Origin of the sequence: Methylocystis sp. Sn-Cys, assembly GCF_016745395.1 — a bacterium.
In the GTDB taxonomy this organism is placed as follows: Bacteria; Pseudomonadota; Alphaproteobacteria; order Rhizobiales; family Beijerinckiaceae; genus Methylocystis; species Methylocystis iwaonis.
In genome coordinates, this window is the sequence record NZ_JAERVJ010000001.1 from 457,884 (window position 1) to 475,414 (window position 17,531).

The following is a 17,531-nucleotide window of genomic DNA, read 5'->3' on the forward strand; positions in this document are numbered from 1 at the left end:
AAAGTTGATGATCAAGGTTGCGACGCCCGGTCGCGACGCAGAGCGACCGGCAGAAGCGCGAGCAGGCCGAGGCCGACAAGGGCGCCGATCATGGACGGGTTCAAAAGTTCTTCCAGCCGCACTTCGCCGCTTGCATCGAATATTTTAGCCAGGCCGGCGCCAAAGGCCGCGTAGATGATCGCTGATGGGATGACGCCGATCGAGGTCGCCGCCACATAGGATTTCAGGCGCATCCCCAGCGCCGCCGCGGCCAGATTCACCGCCCAGAATGGAAACGCTGGCACGAGGCGGAGGAAAAGCAGATAGCTGAAGGCGTCCTTGCGGAAACCTTTCGCCGTCCGGGAGAGCGTGGGGCCGGCGCGCTCGAACAGCATGTCGCCAAGAGCCGAGCGCGCGATGACGAAAAGCAGGGTCGCTCCCAATGTCGCGCCCACGACGGACAGCATTACCCCAAAGGGGACGCCAAACAAAAATCCCCCGGTGAGCGTCATAATCGTCGAGCCTGGCAGGGAGAGAGCGACAACCGCGGCATAGACGGCGACGAAGACGACGCCAGAGAGAGGACCGTGAGATTGGACGAAAGCAATGAGCAATGCGCGATTGTCTCTTACCGCATCGAGCGTCAGGTGACGATCCAGGCGAAACGCGAAGGCTGCCGCGATAACGACGGTGAGAGCAAGAATAGGCGCGTATCGCGCGAATCTCATCCGAAAATCCTCAGGAAACGCACCAGCCTTCGTGTGCGTGGCGAGAACAGCGCCGGCGTATAGTAACTTCCCGCAGCGCGCTTCGAAATCTCGCTCAAGGTCGGATAGGGAGTGATGAGATTTGCAAGGGCGCTGATCTCGAGCCTCTGAGAGATCGCCAGCGTCCAGGGCGTTATCAGCTCACCCGCATCGTGGCCGACAATTGTCGCGCCGAGAATGTGCCCGCGCTTTGTGGCGACGACTTTCAGAAAGCCGCGCGTGAGCCCTTCGGTTTGCGCCCGATCATTGTCCTTGAAATCCGCGCGCAGGATACGAACGGCGTCGCCATAGCGTTCTCTCCCCTCGCTTTCGCTCAGGCCCACCTGTGCGAGTTCGGGGCCGGTGTAGATAACCCTTGGGAACGCCGCTGGCCTGTTTCTCGCCGGCCATCTGAACAACGCGTTACGAATGACGATCCCAGCGTGATAGCTCGCCATATGGGTGAATTGAGGCCCACCGGCGGCGTCGCCGGCGACATAGATGCGCTTGTTCGTCGTGCGTAACCTGGCGTCGATGTCGACGCCTTTCGCGCAATAGCGGACCTCGGCCGCTTCGAGGCCGAGCGTCTCGACGTTCGGCCTTCGGCCCGTGGCGACCAACAGATGTGAGCCAGCGATCCGCGTCTCTTCCCGATCTTGCAGAAAGACGGCGACGCCGTCCCGATCCTTTTCGATCCGCGAAAGACGGACGCCTTCCAGAATAACGACGCCGTCCGCGAGGAGCGACTGCCGCACGACATCAACGGCGTCTTTGTCTTCTCTCGGCAGTATGCGCGCCATCTCCACCAGCGTCGTCTTCGCGCCCAGACGGCGATAGGCCTGCGCGAGTTCGCATCCGATCGGTCCGCCGCCGATGACGATCAGATGTTCCGGCAAAACCGCATTGTCGAAGATCGTGTCGCTCGTCAGAAAGGGGACGTCATCGAGGCCCGGAATATCGGGAATGGCGACGCGGCTGCCGGTGGCGATCACGAAGCGTCGGGCGCGGATGAGTTTCCCGTCGGCTTCGACCGTCCGATCGTCGATAAACCGGGCTCGCCCCTTTATCACCGTGCAACCGAGGTCGGTAAAACGCTCGACTGAATCGTGCGGGGCGATAGAAGCGATCACGCCGCGGACATATGCATGGACAGCAGCAAAGTCGGCGCGTGGCGCGCCGCCATCGACGCCGAACCGGGTAGCGTCGCCACAATTTTTCGCCGCCTTCGCGGCTGCCAGCAGCGATTTCGACGGGACGCAGCCCGAATTCAGGCAATCGCCGCCCATGCGGTTGGCTTCGATCAGCACCGTGCTCGCGCCCATCTGCGCCGCCCCGGCGGCGACGGAGAGGCCAGCCGAGCCCGCGCCGATGACGCACAAGTCGCAATTGATCGTCTCAGACATCGGCGCTCGGCTGCGCACGACAGGAGGCGCCGCCGAGGACGCAAAAGCGGGCGCAGAAGACATGGTTGAGGCTGATGGGCCGAAGGGATTCGGCCAGGGTCGATCCCAGCTCGAAGTCTTCCGAATGAGGCAAAAGCGTGCAGGAGACGACCGTCGCGCGCTCCGAGCCTTTGCGCCTGACCACCATGCGAGAGGTCGCGCACATCATATCGTCGGGCTTTCTCCCCAATATGCTCCAGCAGCCTTCGCTGATCTCGGGAACATCTTCGGCTGCGTCCATCTCCGGGAAAAGAACCAGCCGTTCTTCGGTCGCTCCAAACCCCACTCCAAGACGGTCGAAAAGCGACTGGAACCCTTTGCGCGCTTCGACTTCCGTCTCGCCCCACGCCAGGCGCGAGGCGATCGTCACGCTGAATTGGTTGGAAACGAGCCAGCGGATGCCCTCGATCGCCGGCTCCCAGCTATTCGGTCCCCGAATCCTTTCGTGACCGTTCGGCTCGTAGTGGTCGAGCGACACTCTGATCGTGAAGCTGGCGGGATATTTTTCTCGCAGGCGAAGCAGCGCCTCCTTCACGCGCTGCATGGGTTTCATGGCGTTGGTGAGCGCGATGACGCGATGGCCGGCGGCCAGGCTGTCCTCGATCATCTCCATTATGTCAGGATTCATGAACGGTTCGCCGCCCGTAAATCCGATCTCGATCCGCGCGCCCGGGAGGGCGAGGTCCTCGACTTCACGAAGGAAGGAAGCCGCGTCGGCGCGCGTCAGATAAACGAGGGCGTCATTTCGCGGAGAGGACTCGATATAGCATCCGCTGCAGGCGAGATTGCAGAGGGTGCCGGTATTGAACCACAATGTCTGCAGGCGCTGGAAAGAGACGGCGGCCCGCCGCTCGCCTTTGGCGGTGACCTGGGGATCGGCAAATTTGGCGATGGGCCGCGGGAAGCCTTCCCGGGCGGGTTGTTGGTCTCCTGGCATTGATCGCCCCGCCTCCCCATTCGCTGATTTCGCGCGTCTGATATGAAAGGTTTCACTCGACGGCGCCGAATCGTCGCGTCGACGGATTATAGAGCCCGATCGTCCCGGGCTCTCGGGGGAGCGTCGCCGACAATGAAATTGTCGATCATCATTCCTGTGCTGAACGCATCCCGAACCCTGGGACAAACCGTTGCGGCTCTGGCGCGGGGCCACGACGAAATTGTGGTGGTAGACGGCGGCTCTACCGACGGCAGCGTGGCGTTGGCCGAGGCGCTCGGCGCCCGCGTCATCGCGGCCCCGAGGGGACGCGGCGCGCAGCTTCGCGCCGGAGCCGATGCGGCGCAGGGCGACTGGCTGTTGTTCGTTCACGCAGACACGATTCTGGAGGAGGGCTGGCGGGAAGCCGTCTCGGGCTTTTGCGCTGTGCCGGAAAACCGGGCGAAGGCGGCGGCGTTCCGCTTCGCGCTCGACGATCCGTCGCTGCAAGCGCGCCGGCTTGAAAGGATGGTCGCGTGGCGCGTTCGGAAGCTCGGCCTGCCCTATGGCGACCAGGGATTGCTCATCCACCGTGATTTCTATCGAGCGCTGGGGGGATTCGAGGCGCTGCCGCTGATGGAGGATGTCGATCTCGTCCGCCGGATCGGTCGTGATCGACTTGCGGTCCTTCCTGTCTCCGCCCGCACGTCGGCGGCGCGCTGGCGCCGGGAGGGCTGGTTCAGACGCAGCGCGCGCAATCTGCTCTGTCTCTCGCTGTATTTTGCGGGCGTTCCGCCGCATATGATCAAACGCATCTACGGCTGACCATGGGCGTGCGCGCGCATCTCATCATCTTTACGCGCTGGCCGCAGTTCGGGGCGGGCAAGCGACGCCTCGCGGCGGACATTGGCCCCGTTGGCGCGTTGAGGGTCCAGAGGGTGCTGCTCGCAAACACCCTTCGCCGATTAGGGACCGACACACGCTGGCGGACCTGGCTTGCAGTGACGCCCGATCGTTCGGGCCCCTGGCCGATGCGCTTGCCGCTTTTGCCGCAAGGCGACGGCGATCTGGGGCGCCGCATGATGCGCGTCGCCAAAGCGCCTCCTCCAGGACCTGTAGTCATCATCGGCTCCGATATTCCAGGCGTCACACGGGAGGAAATCGCGCACGCGTTCCGTCTCTTGGGAGATCGGGATGCGGTGTTTGGACCCGCAGCGGACGGAGGCTTCTGGGCGGTGGGGTTCCGACGCCGACCGCGTTTGGTCGATCCGTTTTCCGCCGTCAGATGGTCGACGCCCCATGCGCTTTCGGACAGCCTCGCGAAGCTGACAAAGGCGTCGGTGGGGATCATCGGCGTTCACGAGGACATCGATGACGCTGCTTCTCTCGCGCGTCAGAGCGACTATGGAAATTTTTTCACGAAAAGGTAGCGGTTATCCACGCGACTTGCCGCGGACAAGGGTTCTCACGTACCCTGAGCTGTGAGGCTGGACTTCGTATGCTTTGACACGCTTTATTTTCAGTCCTCCGGCGAACATGAGCAGCGCCGTCTGACCGAGCGTCTCCTCTCTCCAGGCGGAAAGGGCGTCCTCTTCAATCATATCGTCGCGCCCGCCCAAAACAACGATATCGAGAGAGAGTTTTTCGCGCTTCTTGAAGGAAAAGCTCGAACAAACGGCAAAATCGGCGGCGAGCGTATCCAACGCGAGTCGAAGCAGTAAAGAGTTCGGGGGGCGTGCCGTTCAGACGCACAAGCTCTCCGATAAGGTCTGCATCGGTTTTAAGGCGCGCTAAGCGCTCGTCGCGGCGCCGAGAGGGCGCAGCGCTGCAAGCAGCGATGAGCGCCATCGGCTCACCTTTTCCCCGGGTGCGTAGGGCGTGCACGCATCTATAGGCTATCAGCGCGCCCAGGCTATGCCCGAAAAATACGCAGCGATCGGAAGACTCACGCACCAGTTCTTGCGTCAGATTCTCGACAACCGCATCAAAATCGCGAAGCAGCGGCTCACGAATTTTGACGCCCCGACCCGGTAGCTCGACCGGACGAATTCTGATCCATGGCGGAAGACTCGGGCGCCATCGCAGGAACGAGTTTGCGCTCCCGCCGGCGCATGGAAAACAGTATAGCGACAGGGGCCTTCGATCGCGCTCAAACATCGGCTGGTTTCAGTGCCGCCCTTCAAAGGCGCTATTGATTGTAGCGAGCGCCCGCCGGCGTCAACAGGATCGTGGAAACGACTTCTTGAGAGCGCAGAGACGTAGAGCGGCCGGAAACCCAGTCCTGCTGCCGATCAGCGTAGTGCGCCGAGCCGAACTGACCGGATTGGCCTCCAGCGAATTGGATCACGCTTTTTTGTTCCTCCCCGGGAACGATGACGGTCCGGGCGTTGGCGCCGACTCCCTCGCCGTCGGCAACCTCATATAGTCGCACGCATTGCGGGCAGCCCGCAACGGGCGAACGCGGCAAATCAAGAAGTGCTGACAGAAATGGAGCCACCCTCGAAAATGGATGAGTGATCGCGACTTGGTTCACGTCGCCCCAACTGATTTCCGATATTGGACGACCGTGTTTCGCCTCAAGGCGCTTCGCGCTTTCGGCCAGCGCAGCCTGCAGAAAATTGGTCCAATCGCTCGAATTTTCTGACTTTGGCAGGAATGACGGATCGCCGCTGCGAATGATAGCTTGCAACGGGACGTCGGAGTTGGACCATCTGTAGGTGAAACCCGGATCCAACCGCCGGCAATCTTCGAAAATTGGAGACAATATTTCTTGGAGCAGAGTTTGCCTGAACTCCGTGATCAACGCCAACCCCTTACTTCGGGGTTCTGCGCGACCGTCCCAAGATTCCAAGGCCGCGAGAAGCCGCGCGGCTTCGGGCTGGCCTTGTGAAGCAGGGCCCTTTAGCGCTCTGAGGGCAATGTCTTGATAGAAGCGATAGAAGTCGGTCTTTGTATCGAGCTGCAAGGCGACCATGTCCGCGACGCCGAGCTTCGATGAACCCCTGAGAGCGTCGTCAACGCGCCAAGCGCGAAATCCGCCGGGATAATCTCGACTCAAGCGCGTCGAAAAGACTGAGGTTGGCAACATGCGCTGATTTGTGCTGACGATATGGCCCTCTGGAGGATCAACAATCGTTGGAAGCGCCGAAGGCGATAGAAAACCGTCCCAACCAACTTCGCTGGCGTCCCAATGTTCCGAATAAATTCCTCGAAGCCCGCGCCGCGCTGGGATTTTGCCCATGAGCGTCCAGGCAATCGACCCCCGATCGTCAGCTACCAAACCATTTAGCGGCGGGGTTCCCGCGGATTGCAGGATCGGCAGAGCTTCACGAACTGTCCGCGCCTCATCCAATTGCAACAGGTTGAGATTTGTCGCCGAGGCGTCCAACATCGACCATGCGACCGCGACTTCTTCCTCGAGAAGCGGTTGAGGTAGAACGGGTCCCCATATCGTATCCCGAACGTCGACGGAGACGCTCTTCTTGCCTCTTACAGCGATGCTCTCCGACCGGGAAGAAAATGCTCGAACGCCTTTCGGCGTCGCATAGAGATTGTTGTCGCCGGGGTCTTTACGCAGCCGGACGAGATCCGAAAAATCGCCGTCCACGCTGGTGAGCCCCCAAGCGATATGACCATTCGATCCCCCGATCATCATCGGCAAGCCTGGCAGAAAAAGCCCTTCCATGCGATACGGGCCGTAGCGGAGATCGGCTTGGTACCAGATGTTTGGCAATCCAAGAGTGAGATGCATGTCGTTTGCGACCATTGCGCGCCCATCACGTGTCTTGCCGCCGCCAATGACCCAGGCGTTTGAACCGCGCGCAGCGCTCGTTTCTCGGATCGCACCAGATTTAATGGCTCTCTTGGTCGATTGATGAAGGAGCGTGCGCAGTTCATCGGGAGGGCGCGAAGTATCGGCGCAAATGTTCGCGCCGCTTGGAGCGACCTTTTCATTGTAGCAGTCGCTATCCGGCGTCAAAAACGAAACGACAGCCGCCGGGAGCGCTTCACGCATGACGCTCGCCATGCGTTCCTCCTCGACGGCGTAAGATAGCGTTGAAAGATTGAGCGCCACGAGAATGCTGTCCTTGGGCGACCATCGTTCCGGTTTGTAATTGAGCGCCCAGAATTCGAACGGCAACGTCAACAAATCGTCCATCGCCTGATTGACGCCCGCCGCGTAAGCGGCGAGCACCGTCCGTTGTGACTCTGGCAGCCGCGCAAGGATCTGTTCCGCCAGACGCGAAAAGCCGAAGGTGCGGTTCAAGCGATCGTCTTCAACGAGCGGCTCGCCGAGAATCTCCGCGAGCCGGCCGACGGTCTTGCGGCGCATGATGTCGATTTGAAAAAGACGATCCCGGCCCGTCATGTAGCCAAGAGCTGTAAAGGCGTCCTCGCGTGTTCGCGCTTCGATATGCGGGACGCCGTAATGATCCAGATTGATCGAAACAGCCGCGCTAAGCCCGGGCGTGTTCCGTGGTCCAGAAGGAAATTGGATAGATGGAAGAGAAGACACTGCGGCGTAGCAGGCGATAACCAAGGAGGCGGCGCCGCCAAGCACGACAAGCGCGCTTCTCCGAAGCATGGTTCTACTAGCGGCGCTTATCACGATTGCAACTCGGTCGTTCGAGGTTGTTCGGCAAAAGATACGATTTTGCCGGCGTGCATTCGCAATACCTGATCAGCAATATGGAAATAGCGATCGTCATGGGTGATGACGATCACGGTCTTGCCACGCGCCTTGAGCTCCGGCAGCAGTTGGTGGTAAAAAACGTCTCGGAACTGCGGGTCCTGCTCGGCTGCCCATTCATCGAACAAATAAAACGGTCGATCTTCGACATACGCGGTTAGCAACGCAAGTCTCTTCCGCTGCCCCCGCAATAACTCCGTCGTTGAGAATCGGCCGTCCTTGATCTGAAGTTTGTTTTCGAGCTTCAACGCTACAAGCATTTCCTGCGCCCGCGCCTGCGACTCGATGCCGGAATAGCCAAGAAGGGAATCGAATACGTAGGCGTCCGCAAACACCGCCGAGAAATTCTGGCGATAGGATTCGCGATTTTCGTACGTAACCCGGCGGCCGCCCAATTTGATCTCGCCGTCGTCGGGGGGAAACAAGCCAAGTAAAATCAGCGCCAGCGTAGTTTTTCCACTCCCATTGCCGCCCGTCACGAACAGAAGCGCGCCAGGGTCAATGCGAAGGTTGATCGGGCCGAGTTGATGACGCACCTCAGATTCTTCACTCCGATAGAGATGCGTAATTTTGCTGAGTTCCAGGGCGGCAGGCCGAGCGAGCGCAAAGTCGGGCGTTGTCCGAGAGTTAACATCGGTCTCCTTGGAGAGGCTCAGACCCAGTCTCTCAATGTTACATTCAACCCAATACGAAAAAGATAACTACGTGGGTCGGCTATGGTCTCGCGCCGTTCCATTTCGAGTAAGCGGAGGAACGCCTCTTGCGCAACGTCTTCCGAGTCCTGGTGGTTCATTTTCCGCCGAGTTACTCTACACAGAGATTTATGTTCATCTCGATACAGGGTTTCAATCGCCGCATTAGAGAGCCGCATTCAAGCCTCCCATAAATTTGGAGCGCTAAAAACAGTTAAAAAGCCGATCTGCTGCACCAAGTTCAGTTCCGACTCAATCCATCGTCGCCGAGGACCGCTTCAGAACCGTGGGCGCAGAACTACATTCGCCAGCACGATCGTGCGGGACAAGCGAATGAAGAACACCACCGCAAGACGATGCGCATCAAAGTCGCGAGTGATCCAAATCAATCGCTTTTTTCACGGCGCTGATGGTGCAGATATGAAAAAATGCAATGTTAGGATTGGACAGGCGGCGCGCGGGGTTGGTGAGGCGATGAACTCGAACAATAGCGCCCAATAGGGAGTGACGCATTTAGCGTATGCGTGCGCGCTTCAAGCTGCGTGCGCGTCGTGAACCCGCGCGAGATGGGACCTTGGAAAAGTGATGAGCATGAACAAGAGGTAAGGCAACAAACGCCATCAAATCGGCATGCGCTGTCGGAAGCCAACAGCGGCTCTTTTAGATTGCTGGTAGAGCATATTACGTCCTGAATACCCTGCTCGTTATGAGCTACGAACGGATTGGCAGACCCCAGCCCCAAAAAAGCAGACTGGGCCAATACCAGAAACACAATGAAAATCGTACGAAACATGAGAGAATGCCGCCGCGCAGTCCTCAACCAAATCTTTCCTATCTCCAAATAGGCTAGAACGCAACCGCGGGTCCATTTCACACCACGTCACGCGCCCCTTGCCGCCTTTACCGATCTCGACGTCGATCAACATCCGCGTGCTGTCGATCGAGGCGACCTTCAGAAGCGTAACTTCTCTGACCCGTAAACCTACCGCATAAGCGGTCGCCAGCGCGACGCGGTTGCGTAGTCCGTCAACCGCTTCCAGGAACGACTTCCTCGGCGCTCATGACCGCGGCAAGCCTCTCAGGCTCGCGACCGAAAACAATCCTTTCGATCGCCTCCTTCGTCCCACGGCGCCGTGTGAAGCACCGCTGGGCGCATGTGACTTGGTTGACGTGCCTCAGGAATGCTTCTGGGCGACGAGATGAAGGATGAGGCCGATAGGCGCGGATTTACTCCATCGGGATCGAGAACCCGCGCGGTCGTTTCCGCAGGCGCCGATCCGCTCCACAATGCCTGCCAGTTTGGCTTCCTGGCAGCTCGGCGTCTGATACAAGCCTGTCGAGGGTGCGGCGGTGACGACGAGAGACTACGGCCAGGGTCCCTTTTCGGCTTCGTAGACTGAGTTCGCCTGCGCGATCTCGATGTCGCGGGTTGTTGGCGACCAACCGCCGCCCAGCGCCTGATAGAGGCTGGTCGCAGCTCGGAAGCGCGCCAGACGTGCCTGCGCAAGGCGATCCTGGCTCTGGAAGAGCGAGGTCTGCGTTATGGCGAGCGTGACGGTGTCGATGGTCCCCTCGCGCAGCCGCGCCAACGCTGTTGCATAGGCGCGGCGCCAGGCCGTGACTGATTCGACCTGCAGCATTACCTGACGCTCCGTCTCGCGCGCGGCTACGAGCGCGTTCTCGACATCCGTCAAGGCGGAGAGAATCTGCTTGCGGTAAAGGGTCGCGAGCTCCTGATATCTGCCTTTCTGCAACTCATATTGTCCCTGCAAGGCGTAGCCGTCGAATAGAGGTTGCGCCACTTCGGACCCGAATTGCCAGGCGACGGCCTCGGGCCGCAGCAGGTTTTTCAGAAGCGCGCTTTGCAAGCCATAGAGTCCGGTGAGAGTGATCGAAGGAAAAAACGCGGCGCGCGCGCGAAGCACGGAAAATTCCTGCGAGGCGAGTCTTGCTTCCGCCCGCGCAATATCCGGACGGCGCAGCAACACTTCCGACGGCAAGCCGGGCGCGACAGCCGGAACAGCGAGCTTCGCCAGCGATCCGCCCTCGAGCAGCAAGTCCTCGGGCGCGCGGCCGAGCAGCACCGCGAGGAGGTTTTCCGTCTGCTGCAAATTTTGCTCAAGCGGCGGAATCGAGGCGCGTTGATCCGCGAGGATCGCTTGCTGCTGCGCGACGTCCATCCCCGTCGCCGTGCCGACGCCGAACCGCAGCTTGATCGTCTCGAACACCTCGGTTGCGATCCGGACATTGTCGCGGGCGATGCGGAGACGGTCGCGCGCCGCCAGAGTCTGAAAATAGGCGTTCAGCACCGCGGCGATTGTCGTGATTTCCACGACGTCGCGGTCGAAGCGGCTGGCGTTGGCGAGAAGCCGCGCAGCGCTGGAAGCGTCCTGAATCTTGCCCCAAAAATCGATCTCATAGCTTGCGGTCAGACCAAGCTGAAAGAAGCCGAAGCTGACAGCCTGGAAGTCAGAAGTGGCGAGGGCGTCGGAACTCGCGGGCGTCAGTCCACCCGCGCCGGATGTGGGGACCAGGACCGTTCCCGGGGTGCGGTTCGTCTGGGCGATGTTATTCACCGATAGAGACGGCCACAGCGCCGCGCTCGACACCCTCGCCTGCGCGTCGGCCTGCTCTATCCGGGCGACCGCCGCGCCGATGTCGAGATTTTGATCGAGCGCCTGGTCAACGAATCCGGTCAGTTCCCTTGATCGGAAGAGCGGCACGAAGTCGCGCGCAGCGGCGGCGCGGAACGTGGTCTCGCTGCGCGAAATCGTTCGGGCGGCGGCGCGCCAAGATCCGGCTTCTCCCAGTCGAGATTGCAGCCGCTTCCGGCGAACGCCGGCAGCATCGCGACCAGCAGCGTGGGAAGCCGCAATCTCATAGTCTACTCCCACCTCAGCGCGTCGATCGGATTCAATCCCGCCGCCCGACGCGCCGGGAGATAGCCGAAGAGCACGCCGACGCCGACGGAGACCAACAGAGCCGCCGCGACGCTCACCGGAGGGACAATGAGCGGCCAGTCCACCAGGAGCGCGACGAGCGCGCTTCCCGCGAGGCCGATACCAAGACCGATGATCCCTGCGACGACGCATAGCGTGACGGCCTCGACGAGAAACTGCAGGAGGATATCGCGCTTGCGCGCGCCGATCGCCATGCGCAGCCCGATTTCCTGCGTGCGCTCGGTGACGGAGACGAGCATGATGTTCATGATCCCGACGCCACCGACGAAGAGCGAGATCGCGGCGGCCGCCGAGAGAAGCCAGGTTAGAGAGGTTTGCGTCGTGTTCAGCAGCTCGACAAATCGGGTCGAGTCGAAGACGTTGAGCTTGTCCTCCTGAGCGCCGACGAGATGTTTGCGCTCGCGTAATAGCGCAAGAACCTCCTCTTTGACCTTCTCGCGGTCGGCGCCGGGCCTGACTTTCATGTCGATGGAGCTGATTTGCCGGGGGCTCGACAATGCGGAATTCGGCAGATGCGCGCGCGCCGTCGTGATCGGAAGATAGATGTAATTGTCCATATTCTCGCCGCCCATCGAACCGAGCCTCGTCCGCACGCCGATGATGCGAACCGGAGCGGCGCCGAGGCGCACGGTCTGATCCAGCGGCGACTCGTTTCCGAATAATTTTTCTTTGACGGTCGCTCCAAGAACGACCACTTTCGCGCCGGCGCGAACCTCTTCCTCGTCGAAGAATTGGCCCTCGAGGAGCTTGACGCCGAAAACCGTCTGATAGGTCGCCTCGACGGCATAATATTTGGTGTTCCAGCTCTTATCGCCGGCGACCACGGTGACGCCGCCGTTTATTTCTCGCGACAGATATTGCAGGTTGGGGATGACCTCACGAACCGCATTCGCGTCCTGGTCGGTTAGGACGACCGCCACGCCGCGCCGGAGCGCATTCTCCACCTTGGTCGTGAATACGAAAAGCACATCCGTGCCCGCGCTGGCGATCTGCCGCTCGACGAGTTTATTCGCGCCCGCATTGGCCGCGCTCATGACGACGAGGCCGCTGACGCCGATGATGACCCCGATCGCCGTCAGGGCGCTGCGCAGCAGATTCGAGCGAAGCGCCGTGGCCGCCTCCTGCAGGAGCGTGCGCGGAGTCATGCCGTCGACTCCTTTGCGAGCGCGCCGCGCCGTCGCTGCTTGCCGCCGCTGGAAAATCGCAAGGCGTTACTTCCTCCTCAAAGCGTCGATTGGATTCAATCCCGCCCCGCGGCGCGCGGGTAGGTAGCCGAATATGATCCCGACGCTGACAGAAACCAGAGTGGCCGCCGCTGCGCCCAATGGCGGGATAATGAGCGGCCAGTCCACGAGGCGCGCCACGAGAACGCTTCCCGCGAGGCCGATCATGAGACCGATCAGTCCCGCAACAACGGACAGCGTGACGGCTTCGGCCAGAAACTGCAGGAGTATGTCGCGCCGGCGCGCGCCGATCGCCATGCGAAGTCCGATTTCCCGCGTGCGCTCGGTGACCGACACGAGCATGATATTCATGATCCCGACCCCGCCGACGAGAAGCAGGATCGCCGCCGTCGCGAGGAGAAGCCGGTTCAGCGTGGATTGTGTCGTGTTCAGCAACTGAACCATCTGCGTGAGGTCGATCACATCGAGCTTGTCCTCCTGCGCGCCGCGCAAATGCTTGCGCTCGCGCAGAAGCGCGAGAACGTCCTGTTTGACCTTCTCGCGGTTGGCGCCTGGAGAAACTTTCATATCGATCAGGCTGAGTTGTCGAGCGGTCGACATTTCCGAGTTTGGGATATGCGCGCGCGCCGTCTTGATCGGAAGAATGATGAAATTATCCTCATCGACGCCACCGAAGGAGCCGCGCTTCCTGCGCACGCCGATGATACGGACGGGTATAGTGCCCAGGCGGACTGTCTGATCCAGCGGAGACGCAGTTCCGAACAGCTTTCTTGCAACTGTCGCGCCGATGACGATGACCTTTGCGCCGGAACGCGCCTCGGCCTCGTCGAAAAACCGCCCCTCGGAAAGCTTGACGCCCCAAACCTGCTCGTATGACGCGTCGACTCCCCAATATTCGGTGATCCAGCTAGAGTTTCCCGCGACAAGCGGGACTTTACTGTAAACCTCGCGCGACAGATATTGTATGTTCGAGACCAGTTCACGGACCGCATTCGCGTCCTGGTCGGTTAGGACGACCACCGCGCCGCGCCGGAGCGCATTCTCCACCTTGGCCGCGCGAACGACGAGCGCATCCGTGCCCTGATCGGAGATCTGGCGCTCGACGAGCTTGTTCGCGCCCGAATTCGCCGCGCTCATCAAGACGAGACTGCCGACGCCGATGATGACGCCGAACGCCGTCAACGCGCTGCGTAGTAGATTCAGTCGAAGCGCGTTGATCGCCTCTCGAAAAAGCGTCTGAAGCGTCACGCCATTGGCTCCTTCGCACGCGCGCCGCTGCGACGCTGACACACGTCTTCGACAATCTCGCCGTCGCAAAAGCGCAGTAGCCGATCGGCATAGGCCGCGATATCAGGCTCGTGCGTGATGACGACCAGCGTCAGCCCTTCTTCGTTGAGTGACGAAAGAAGCGACATGATCTCATGCGAATTATGCGTGTCGAGCGCCCCCGTCGGTTCGTCGGCGATGACGATTTTGGGATCATTCACCAGCGCGCGGGCGATCGCGACGCGCTGTTGCTGTCCACCGGAAAGCTGATTGGGCCGATGGCTGAGTCTGTCGCCGAGCCCGACCTGCTGCAATCGCGCGCGCGCACACTCGAAGGCGTCGACGCCCGGTCGTGACGAATAGGCGAGCGGCAGCATGACGTTTTCGAGCGCCGACATCCGCGCCATCACATTGAACTGCTGAAATACAAAGCCGATGCTAAGATTGCGCAAATGCGCAAGATCATCGCCCGTCATCGACGCCACGGCCTGGCCGTGGATCTTCAAGACGCCGGACGTCGGCGTATCGAGCGCCCCGATCAGATTCGCCATCGTCGATTTGCCGGATCCGGACGCGCCCATGATCGCGACAAACTCGCCGCGCGCGACGGAAAAGCTCACCCCGCGCAAAGCGTGCACTTTCTCGTTCCCCAGATTGTAAGTCTTGGTCAGCCCCACGCATTCGATGGCGGGATCTGGCGACGCGGAGGACACTGTCATTTCTCCGGCGTCGCGGCGACTGTCGCCCGCAGGATCGCCGCGTCGCCCGGCTTCAGATCGCCGTCGAGAATCTCGGTCGCCGCGTCACCCTTGACGCCCAGGCGAACGGATCGCGACTTCAGCGAATTTGTCGCGTCGAGAACCCAGAGGCGTGTCTGCCCCGCGCGCGGCGCGGCGTCGTCCGAAACGGCGGCGGAGGGATGAAACCGTAACGCTTCGTTTGGCGTGTTCAGCACATTCTCGCGTCGGGCCGTCACGATCCGAACCGTCGCCGTCATATCCGGAAAAAGCCGCATGTCCGGGTTTTGCGCGCGAACGACGACCGTGTAGGTCACGACGCCGCTCGTTTTCGTCGCCGCCAGCCGTATCTGCTCGACGACGCCGTAAAAGGTTTCGACGGGAAAGGTCTCGACGGTGAACTTCACTTCGTCGCCAACGCGGATGGCGCCGACATCCGCCTCGTCGACCTGCGCCAGAATCTGTATTTGCGACAGGTCCTGTGCGATCTGAAACAATACGGGCGTCTGATACTCCGCCGTCACGGTCTGCCCGCGCTGCATCCTTCGGTCGATCACCACGCCGTTGATTGGCGATTTGATCAAAGTGCGATCGAAATTGATCTGGGCTTGATCGCATTCGGCCTGCCGCAGCGCGACAGTCGCTTTCGCCGACTCGAGGTCAGCTTGCGCCGCGCTGAGTTCATGGCGCGTGGCGCCGCTCTCCGTTTGCGCCTGATCGAGCTGCTGGCGGGAGACGCCCGCGGCCGACGCCAGCGCGCTGTAGCGCCCGACATTGCGATCGAGCAGACCAAGCTGCTTTTGCAGCTTCGCCATCGCCGCCTCGCGCCGCGAGACATCCGCCCTGGCGATCGCGAGATTAGCCGAGGCGGCCTGCACTTTCGCGTCGAACGGCGCGCGATCGATCACGGCGATGAGATCGCCCTGTTTCACTTTGCTGTTGAAATCGACCTTCATCTCCGTGATCGGCCCGGAAACTTGCGAACCCACGTCGACCGTCACCAGCGCTTTGACCGCGCCAGACGCCGTAACGCTCCGCTCGACGACGCCGCGGCCAAGGAGTTGCGTTTGGTAGAGGCGCGTCGCGTCGGCGTTTCCGCTACCGAAAGACCACCAGAGAGTCAGGCACAAAACCACCGCAGAAAATACGAGCGCGCCGACGATCGAAATTTTCTTTCCCTTTGCGTCGATCCTCATTGGAAAGAAACTCCAGTAAACGCCAGTATACGACAAATCACGCGCGTGATCCTTGCCGCCGTACCCCGGCCGCGCGCTCCGATCGTTGTCGGTAATCTATTCGAGACTCACGCGAGAGCGCATTTGGAAACTGGATGTCCCGGCCTAAAGAGAGCTGGCTCAGCGGCACGACGAAGGAGCGTCCTTGCCCGTCCCCCTCGATCGTGAAACGGCACATGAGTTCATGATCCGGTCCGCCGTCGATGACGCCGCGAAAGCATCAATCGCGGCGGCGTCGAAAGGGAAACGAGCCGGTCGCGCAGAAACGCGACAAGCGGCGCGCGCGCATAAGCCAAAACGCGCCGGGCGCGAAATTCTGCGGCGGAGCAGTTGCATATCGATATTGCGAGAGCGCATAAATTCCTCCTTAGCGTAAAAGCCTGAAATACTCAGCGGGACTCCTGCTCGCCGGCACACCCGCAAGCGAAGCTCCAGTTACGTGGCGCTTCCGCGCGCGCCGCTTCCGCCACCAGATGTAAACGCCCGTGCCGGACAGCGTCGTTATGACGAGGCCGAGGGCGCAGACGAAAATCTTGTAAGGCATGCCGAACAGATTTGCGGTGTGAAGCTGTACGAGCCACGTCGTCACCGTCGTCCCGCTCTGCTCTCCCGTAGGGATTTTGACGCCGAGCAACCTTCCGTCGAAGGCGTCGAAATAAACCGACGTCGATCCGTATTTGTCGCCGATGTCTCTTGACGAGCGCACGCGATACTCCCAGCCGCCGAGCTGCTTGGAATGGTATAGCGCGAGAACGCGTTCGATCGTTAAGCCGCGCTTGGTGGCCTCGGTCGCCATCAGGCGCTCTCCGGTCGCCAGCGCCTCTTCCCATGACATCGGCTCCCGGCCCGACGGCGCCGGCGGCTTGACGTCACTACGCGCCCACATCGGCTGCTCATAATCGAGCACGAATTGCGTCACGCGCGTGTAAACGAAATTGAGATCCAAATAGACACTGGACCAGGCGAATATCAGCAGCATGACCCAGAGCCAAAGTCCGAAGGCGCGGTGGAGATCGAAATTGACGCGGTAGGCTGAGGAGCCGCGCCACTTAATGAGCCAAGCCGGCTTCCAGCGCGCGAGAAACCCTTTGCGCGAATGGCCGGTCGGCGTCGGCAGCGTCAGGTAGAACCCGACGAAGCAGTCGATCGTCCATAAGAACGCGACAACGCCAAGTATCCAGTCGCCGATCCCGCTCATCGCGAGATACATGTGTAGGGCGTAGACGAAGGGCATGATGTCGGTCTTCGTCTTCGGCAGTCCATGCCATGCCGCGCGCCCGCGTTCATGTCCGTCGATCGGATCGAGATGGATGTAGTCAAAATCGAGCGGCGCGGCGCCCTCACGCGCCTCCATGCCGATCATCACCGAGCCGGGATAGCCGAGATATACGGTCTTCGTTTGCGCCTGCGGAACGATCGCCTCGGCGCGGCGCGCCAACGTCGCGGCATCGAGCGTGATCCCGGGCCGATCGCCCGGATACATCTCCGGCGTCAGCCAATGATTAATTTCGAGCCAAAACACCAGCAGGCTTCCCGTCAGCCCGACGACGATGAGAAAGCCAGCCATCACGAGGCCCGCCCAGCGGTGAAGCCAGACCCAGAACGCGCGCGTCAACATCAAAAGGCTCCTCGATACGAGAAGGGCTAAGAGGCCGCCCCGTTTCGGGACGGCCTGAGGTCGCGAAGG

16 protein-coding genes are annotated in these 17,531 nt (G+C 60.9%); 2 read left to right on the top strand and 14 right to left on the bottom strand.

Translation table 11 applies throughout. The features are described 5' to 3' along the window. Positions 1-11: 11 nt before the first annotated feature. The 3 genes from JJT62_RS02150 to JJT62_RS02160 are packed head-to-tail and all read right to left on the bottom strand — an operon-like array spanning position 12 to position 3,104. On the bottom strand, positions 12-707 hold the full coding sequence (locus JJT62_RS02150) for a TVP38/TMEM64 family protein (protein WP_202071033.1): 696 nt from the start codon (positions 705-707) through the stop codon (positions 12-14). After that, on the bottom strand, positions 704-2,128 hold the full coding sequence (locus JJT62_RS02155; protein ID WP_202071034.1) for an NAD(P)/FAD-dependent oxidoreductase: 1,425 nt from the start codon (positions 2,126-2,128) through the stop codon (positions 704-706). Before JJT62_RS02155 ends, JJT62_RS02150 begins: the two co-directional genes overlap by 4 nt. Continuing rightward, a complete protein-coding gene (locus tag JJT62_RS02160; protein ID WP_202071035.1) occupies positions 2,121-3,104 on the bottom strand; it encodes a radical SAM protein in 984 nt (327 codons plus the stop codon). Before JJT62_RS02160 ends, JJT62_RS02155 begins: the two co-directional genes overlap by 8 nt. Before the next feature lie 132 nt (positions 3,105-3,236). Between JJT62_RS02160 and JJT62_RS02165 the strand changes: the two genes are divergently transcribed. Together JJT62_RS02165 and JJT62_RS02170 are read left to right on the top strand one after the other, a co-directional pair. Then, on the top strand, positions 3,237-3,905 hold the full coding sequence (locus tag JJT62_RS02165) for a TIGR04283 family arsenosugar biosynthesis glycosyltransferase (RefSeq protein WP_202071036.1): 669 nt from the start codon (positions 3,237-3,239) through the stop codon (positions 3,903-3,905). 2 nt (positions 3,906-3,907) lie between these two features. Further along, entirely contained in the window at positions 3,908-4,510 is a 603-nt protein-coding gene (locus JJT62_RS02170) for a DUF2064 domain-containing protein (protein WP_202071037.1), read from the top strand. Between the two features lie 3 nt (positions 4,511-4,513). Here JJT62_RS02170 and JJT62_RS02175 read toward each other — a convergent pair whose 3' ends face one another. From JJT62_RS02175 to JJT62_RS02225, 11 genes are all read right to left on the bottom strand, one after another. Further along, positions 4,514-4,783, bottom strand: a complete 270-nt coding sequence (locus JJT62_RS02175; RefSeq protein WP_202071544.1) for a hypothetical protein — start codon at positions 4,781-4,783, stop codon at positions 4,514-4,516. Continuing rightward, a complete protein-coding gene (locus JJT62_RS19475) occupies positions 4,674-5,237 on the bottom strand; it encodes an alpha/beta fold hydrolase (RefSeq protein ID WP_202071038.1) in 564 nt (187 codons plus the stop codon). The genes JJT62_RS02175 and JJT62_RS19475 overlap by 110 nt, the downstream gene beginning before the upstream one ends. Before the next feature lie 31 nt (positions 5,238-5,268). Beyond that, positions 5,269-7,641 carry a penicillin acylase family protein gene (locus JJT62_RS02185; RefSeq protein WP_202071039.1) on the bottom strand — a complete coding sequence of 791 codons (2,373 nt, stop codon included), beginning with the start codon at positions 7,639-7,641 and terminating at the stop codon, positions 5,269-5,271. A 44-nt stretch (positions 7,642-7,685) separates the two neighbouring features. Next, positions 7,686-8,306, bottom strand: coding sequence for an ATP-binding cassette domain-containing protein (locus JJT62_RS02190; RefSeq protein WP_370568468.1), 621 nt, complete (start codon positions 8,304-8,306; stop codon positions 7,686-7,688). 116 nt (positions 8,307-8,422) lie between these two features. After that, entirely contained in the window at positions 8,423-8,641 is a 219-nt protein-coding gene (locus tag JJT62_RS19480) for a sigma factor (RefSeq protein ID WP_202071040.1), read from the bottom strand. A gap of 1,185 nt (positions 8,642-9,826) precedes the next feature. Beyond that, positions 9,827-11,356, bottom strand: coding sequence for an efflux transporter outer membrane subunit (locus tag JJT62_RS02200; protein WP_370568469.1), 1,530 nt, complete (start codon positions 11,354-11,356; stop codon positions 9,827-9,829). Then, entirely contained in the window at positions 11,347-12,567 is a 1,221-nt protein-coding gene (locus JJT62_RS02205; RefSeq protein WP_202071041.1) for an ABC transporter permease, read from the bottom strand. The genes JJT62_RS02200 and JJT62_RS02205 overlap by 10 nt, the downstream gene beginning before the upstream one ends. A gap of 66 nt (positions 12,568-12,633) precedes the next feature. Continuing rightward, positions 12,634-13,854 (bottom strand): ABC transporter permease, encoded by a 1,221-nt coding sequence (locus JJT62_RS02210; protein ID WP_202071042.1) that lies wholly within the window; start codon positions 13,852-13,854, stop codon positions 12,634-12,636. Beyond that, the gene (locus JJT62_RS02215) at positions 13,851-14,591 is read right to left on the bottom strand and encodes an ABC transporter ATP-binding protein (protein WP_202071043.1); all 741 of its coding nucleotides are present in this window, start codon (positions 14,589-14,591) and stop codon (positions 13,851-13,853) included. The genes JJT62_RS02210 and JJT62_RS02215 overlap by 4 nt, the downstream gene beginning before the upstream one ends. After that, the gene (locus JJT62_RS02220) at positions 14,588-15,805 is read right to left on the bottom strand and encodes an efflux RND transporter periplasmic adaptor subunit (protein WP_202071044.1); all 1,218 of its coding nucleotides are present in this window, start codon (positions 15,803-15,805) and stop codon (positions 14,588-14,590) included. Before JJT62_RS02220 ends, JJT62_RS02215 begins: the two co-directional genes overlap by 4 nt. Before the next feature lie 406 nt (positions 15,806-16,211). Then, on the bottom strand, positions 16,212-17,462 hold the full coding sequence (locus JJT62_RS02225; RefSeq protein WP_246744653.1) for a PepSY domain-containing protein: 1,251 nt from the start codon (positions 17,460-17,462) through the stop codon (positions 16,212-16,214). Between the last annotated feature and the right edge of the window lie 69 nt (positions 17,463-17,531).

Excerpts from the sequence above, each read along its gene's own strand:
- JJT62_RS02150 (WP_202071033.1), bottom strand. The coding sequence starts at position 707 with ATGAGATTCGCGCGATACGCGCCTATTCTTGCTCTCACCGTCGTTATC.
- JJT62_RS02170 (WP_202071037.1), top strand. The coding sequence starts at position 3,908 with ATGGGCGTGCGCGCGCATCTCATCATCTTTACGCGCTGGCCGCAGTTC.
- JJT62_RS02155 (WP_202071034.1), bottom strand. The coding sequence starts at position 2,128 with ATGTCTGAGACGATCAATTGCGACTTGTGCGTCATCGGCGCGGGCTCG.
- JJT62_RS02165 (WP_202071036.1), top strand. The coding sequence starts at position 3,237 with ATGAAATTGTCGATCATCATTCCTGTGCTGAACGCATCCCGAACCCTG.
- JJT62_RS02205 (WP_202071041.1), bottom strand. The coding sequence starts at position 12,567 with ATGACTCCGCGCACGCTCCTGCAGGAGGCGGCCACGGCGCTTCGCTCG.
- JJT62_RS19475 (WP_202071038.1), bottom strand. The coding sequence starts at position 5,237 with ATGTTTGAGCGCGATCGAAGGCCCCTGTCGCTATACTGTTTTCCATGC.
- JJT62_RS02215 (WP_202071043.1), bottom strand. The coding sequence starts at position 14,591 with ATGACAGTGTCCTCCGCGTCGCCAGATCCCGCCATCGAATGCGTGGGG.
- JJT62_RS02225 (WP_246744653.1), bottom strand. The coding sequence starts at position 17,462 with ATGTTGACGCGCGCGTTCTGGGTCTGGCTTCACCGCTGGGCGGGCCTC.
- JJT62_RS02220 (WP_202071044.1), bottom strand. The coding sequence starts at position 15,805 with ATGAGGATCGACGCAAAGGGAAAGAAAATTTCGATCGTCGGCGCGCTC.
- JJT62_RS02160 (WP_202071035.1), bottom strand. The coding sequence starts at position 3,104 with ATGCCAGGAGACCAACAACCCGCCCGGGAAGGCTTCCCGCGGCCCATC.
- JJT62_RS19480 (WP_202071040.1), bottom strand. The coding sequence starts at position 8,641 with ATGCGGCTCTCTAATGCGGCGATTGAAACCCTGTATCGAGATGAACAT.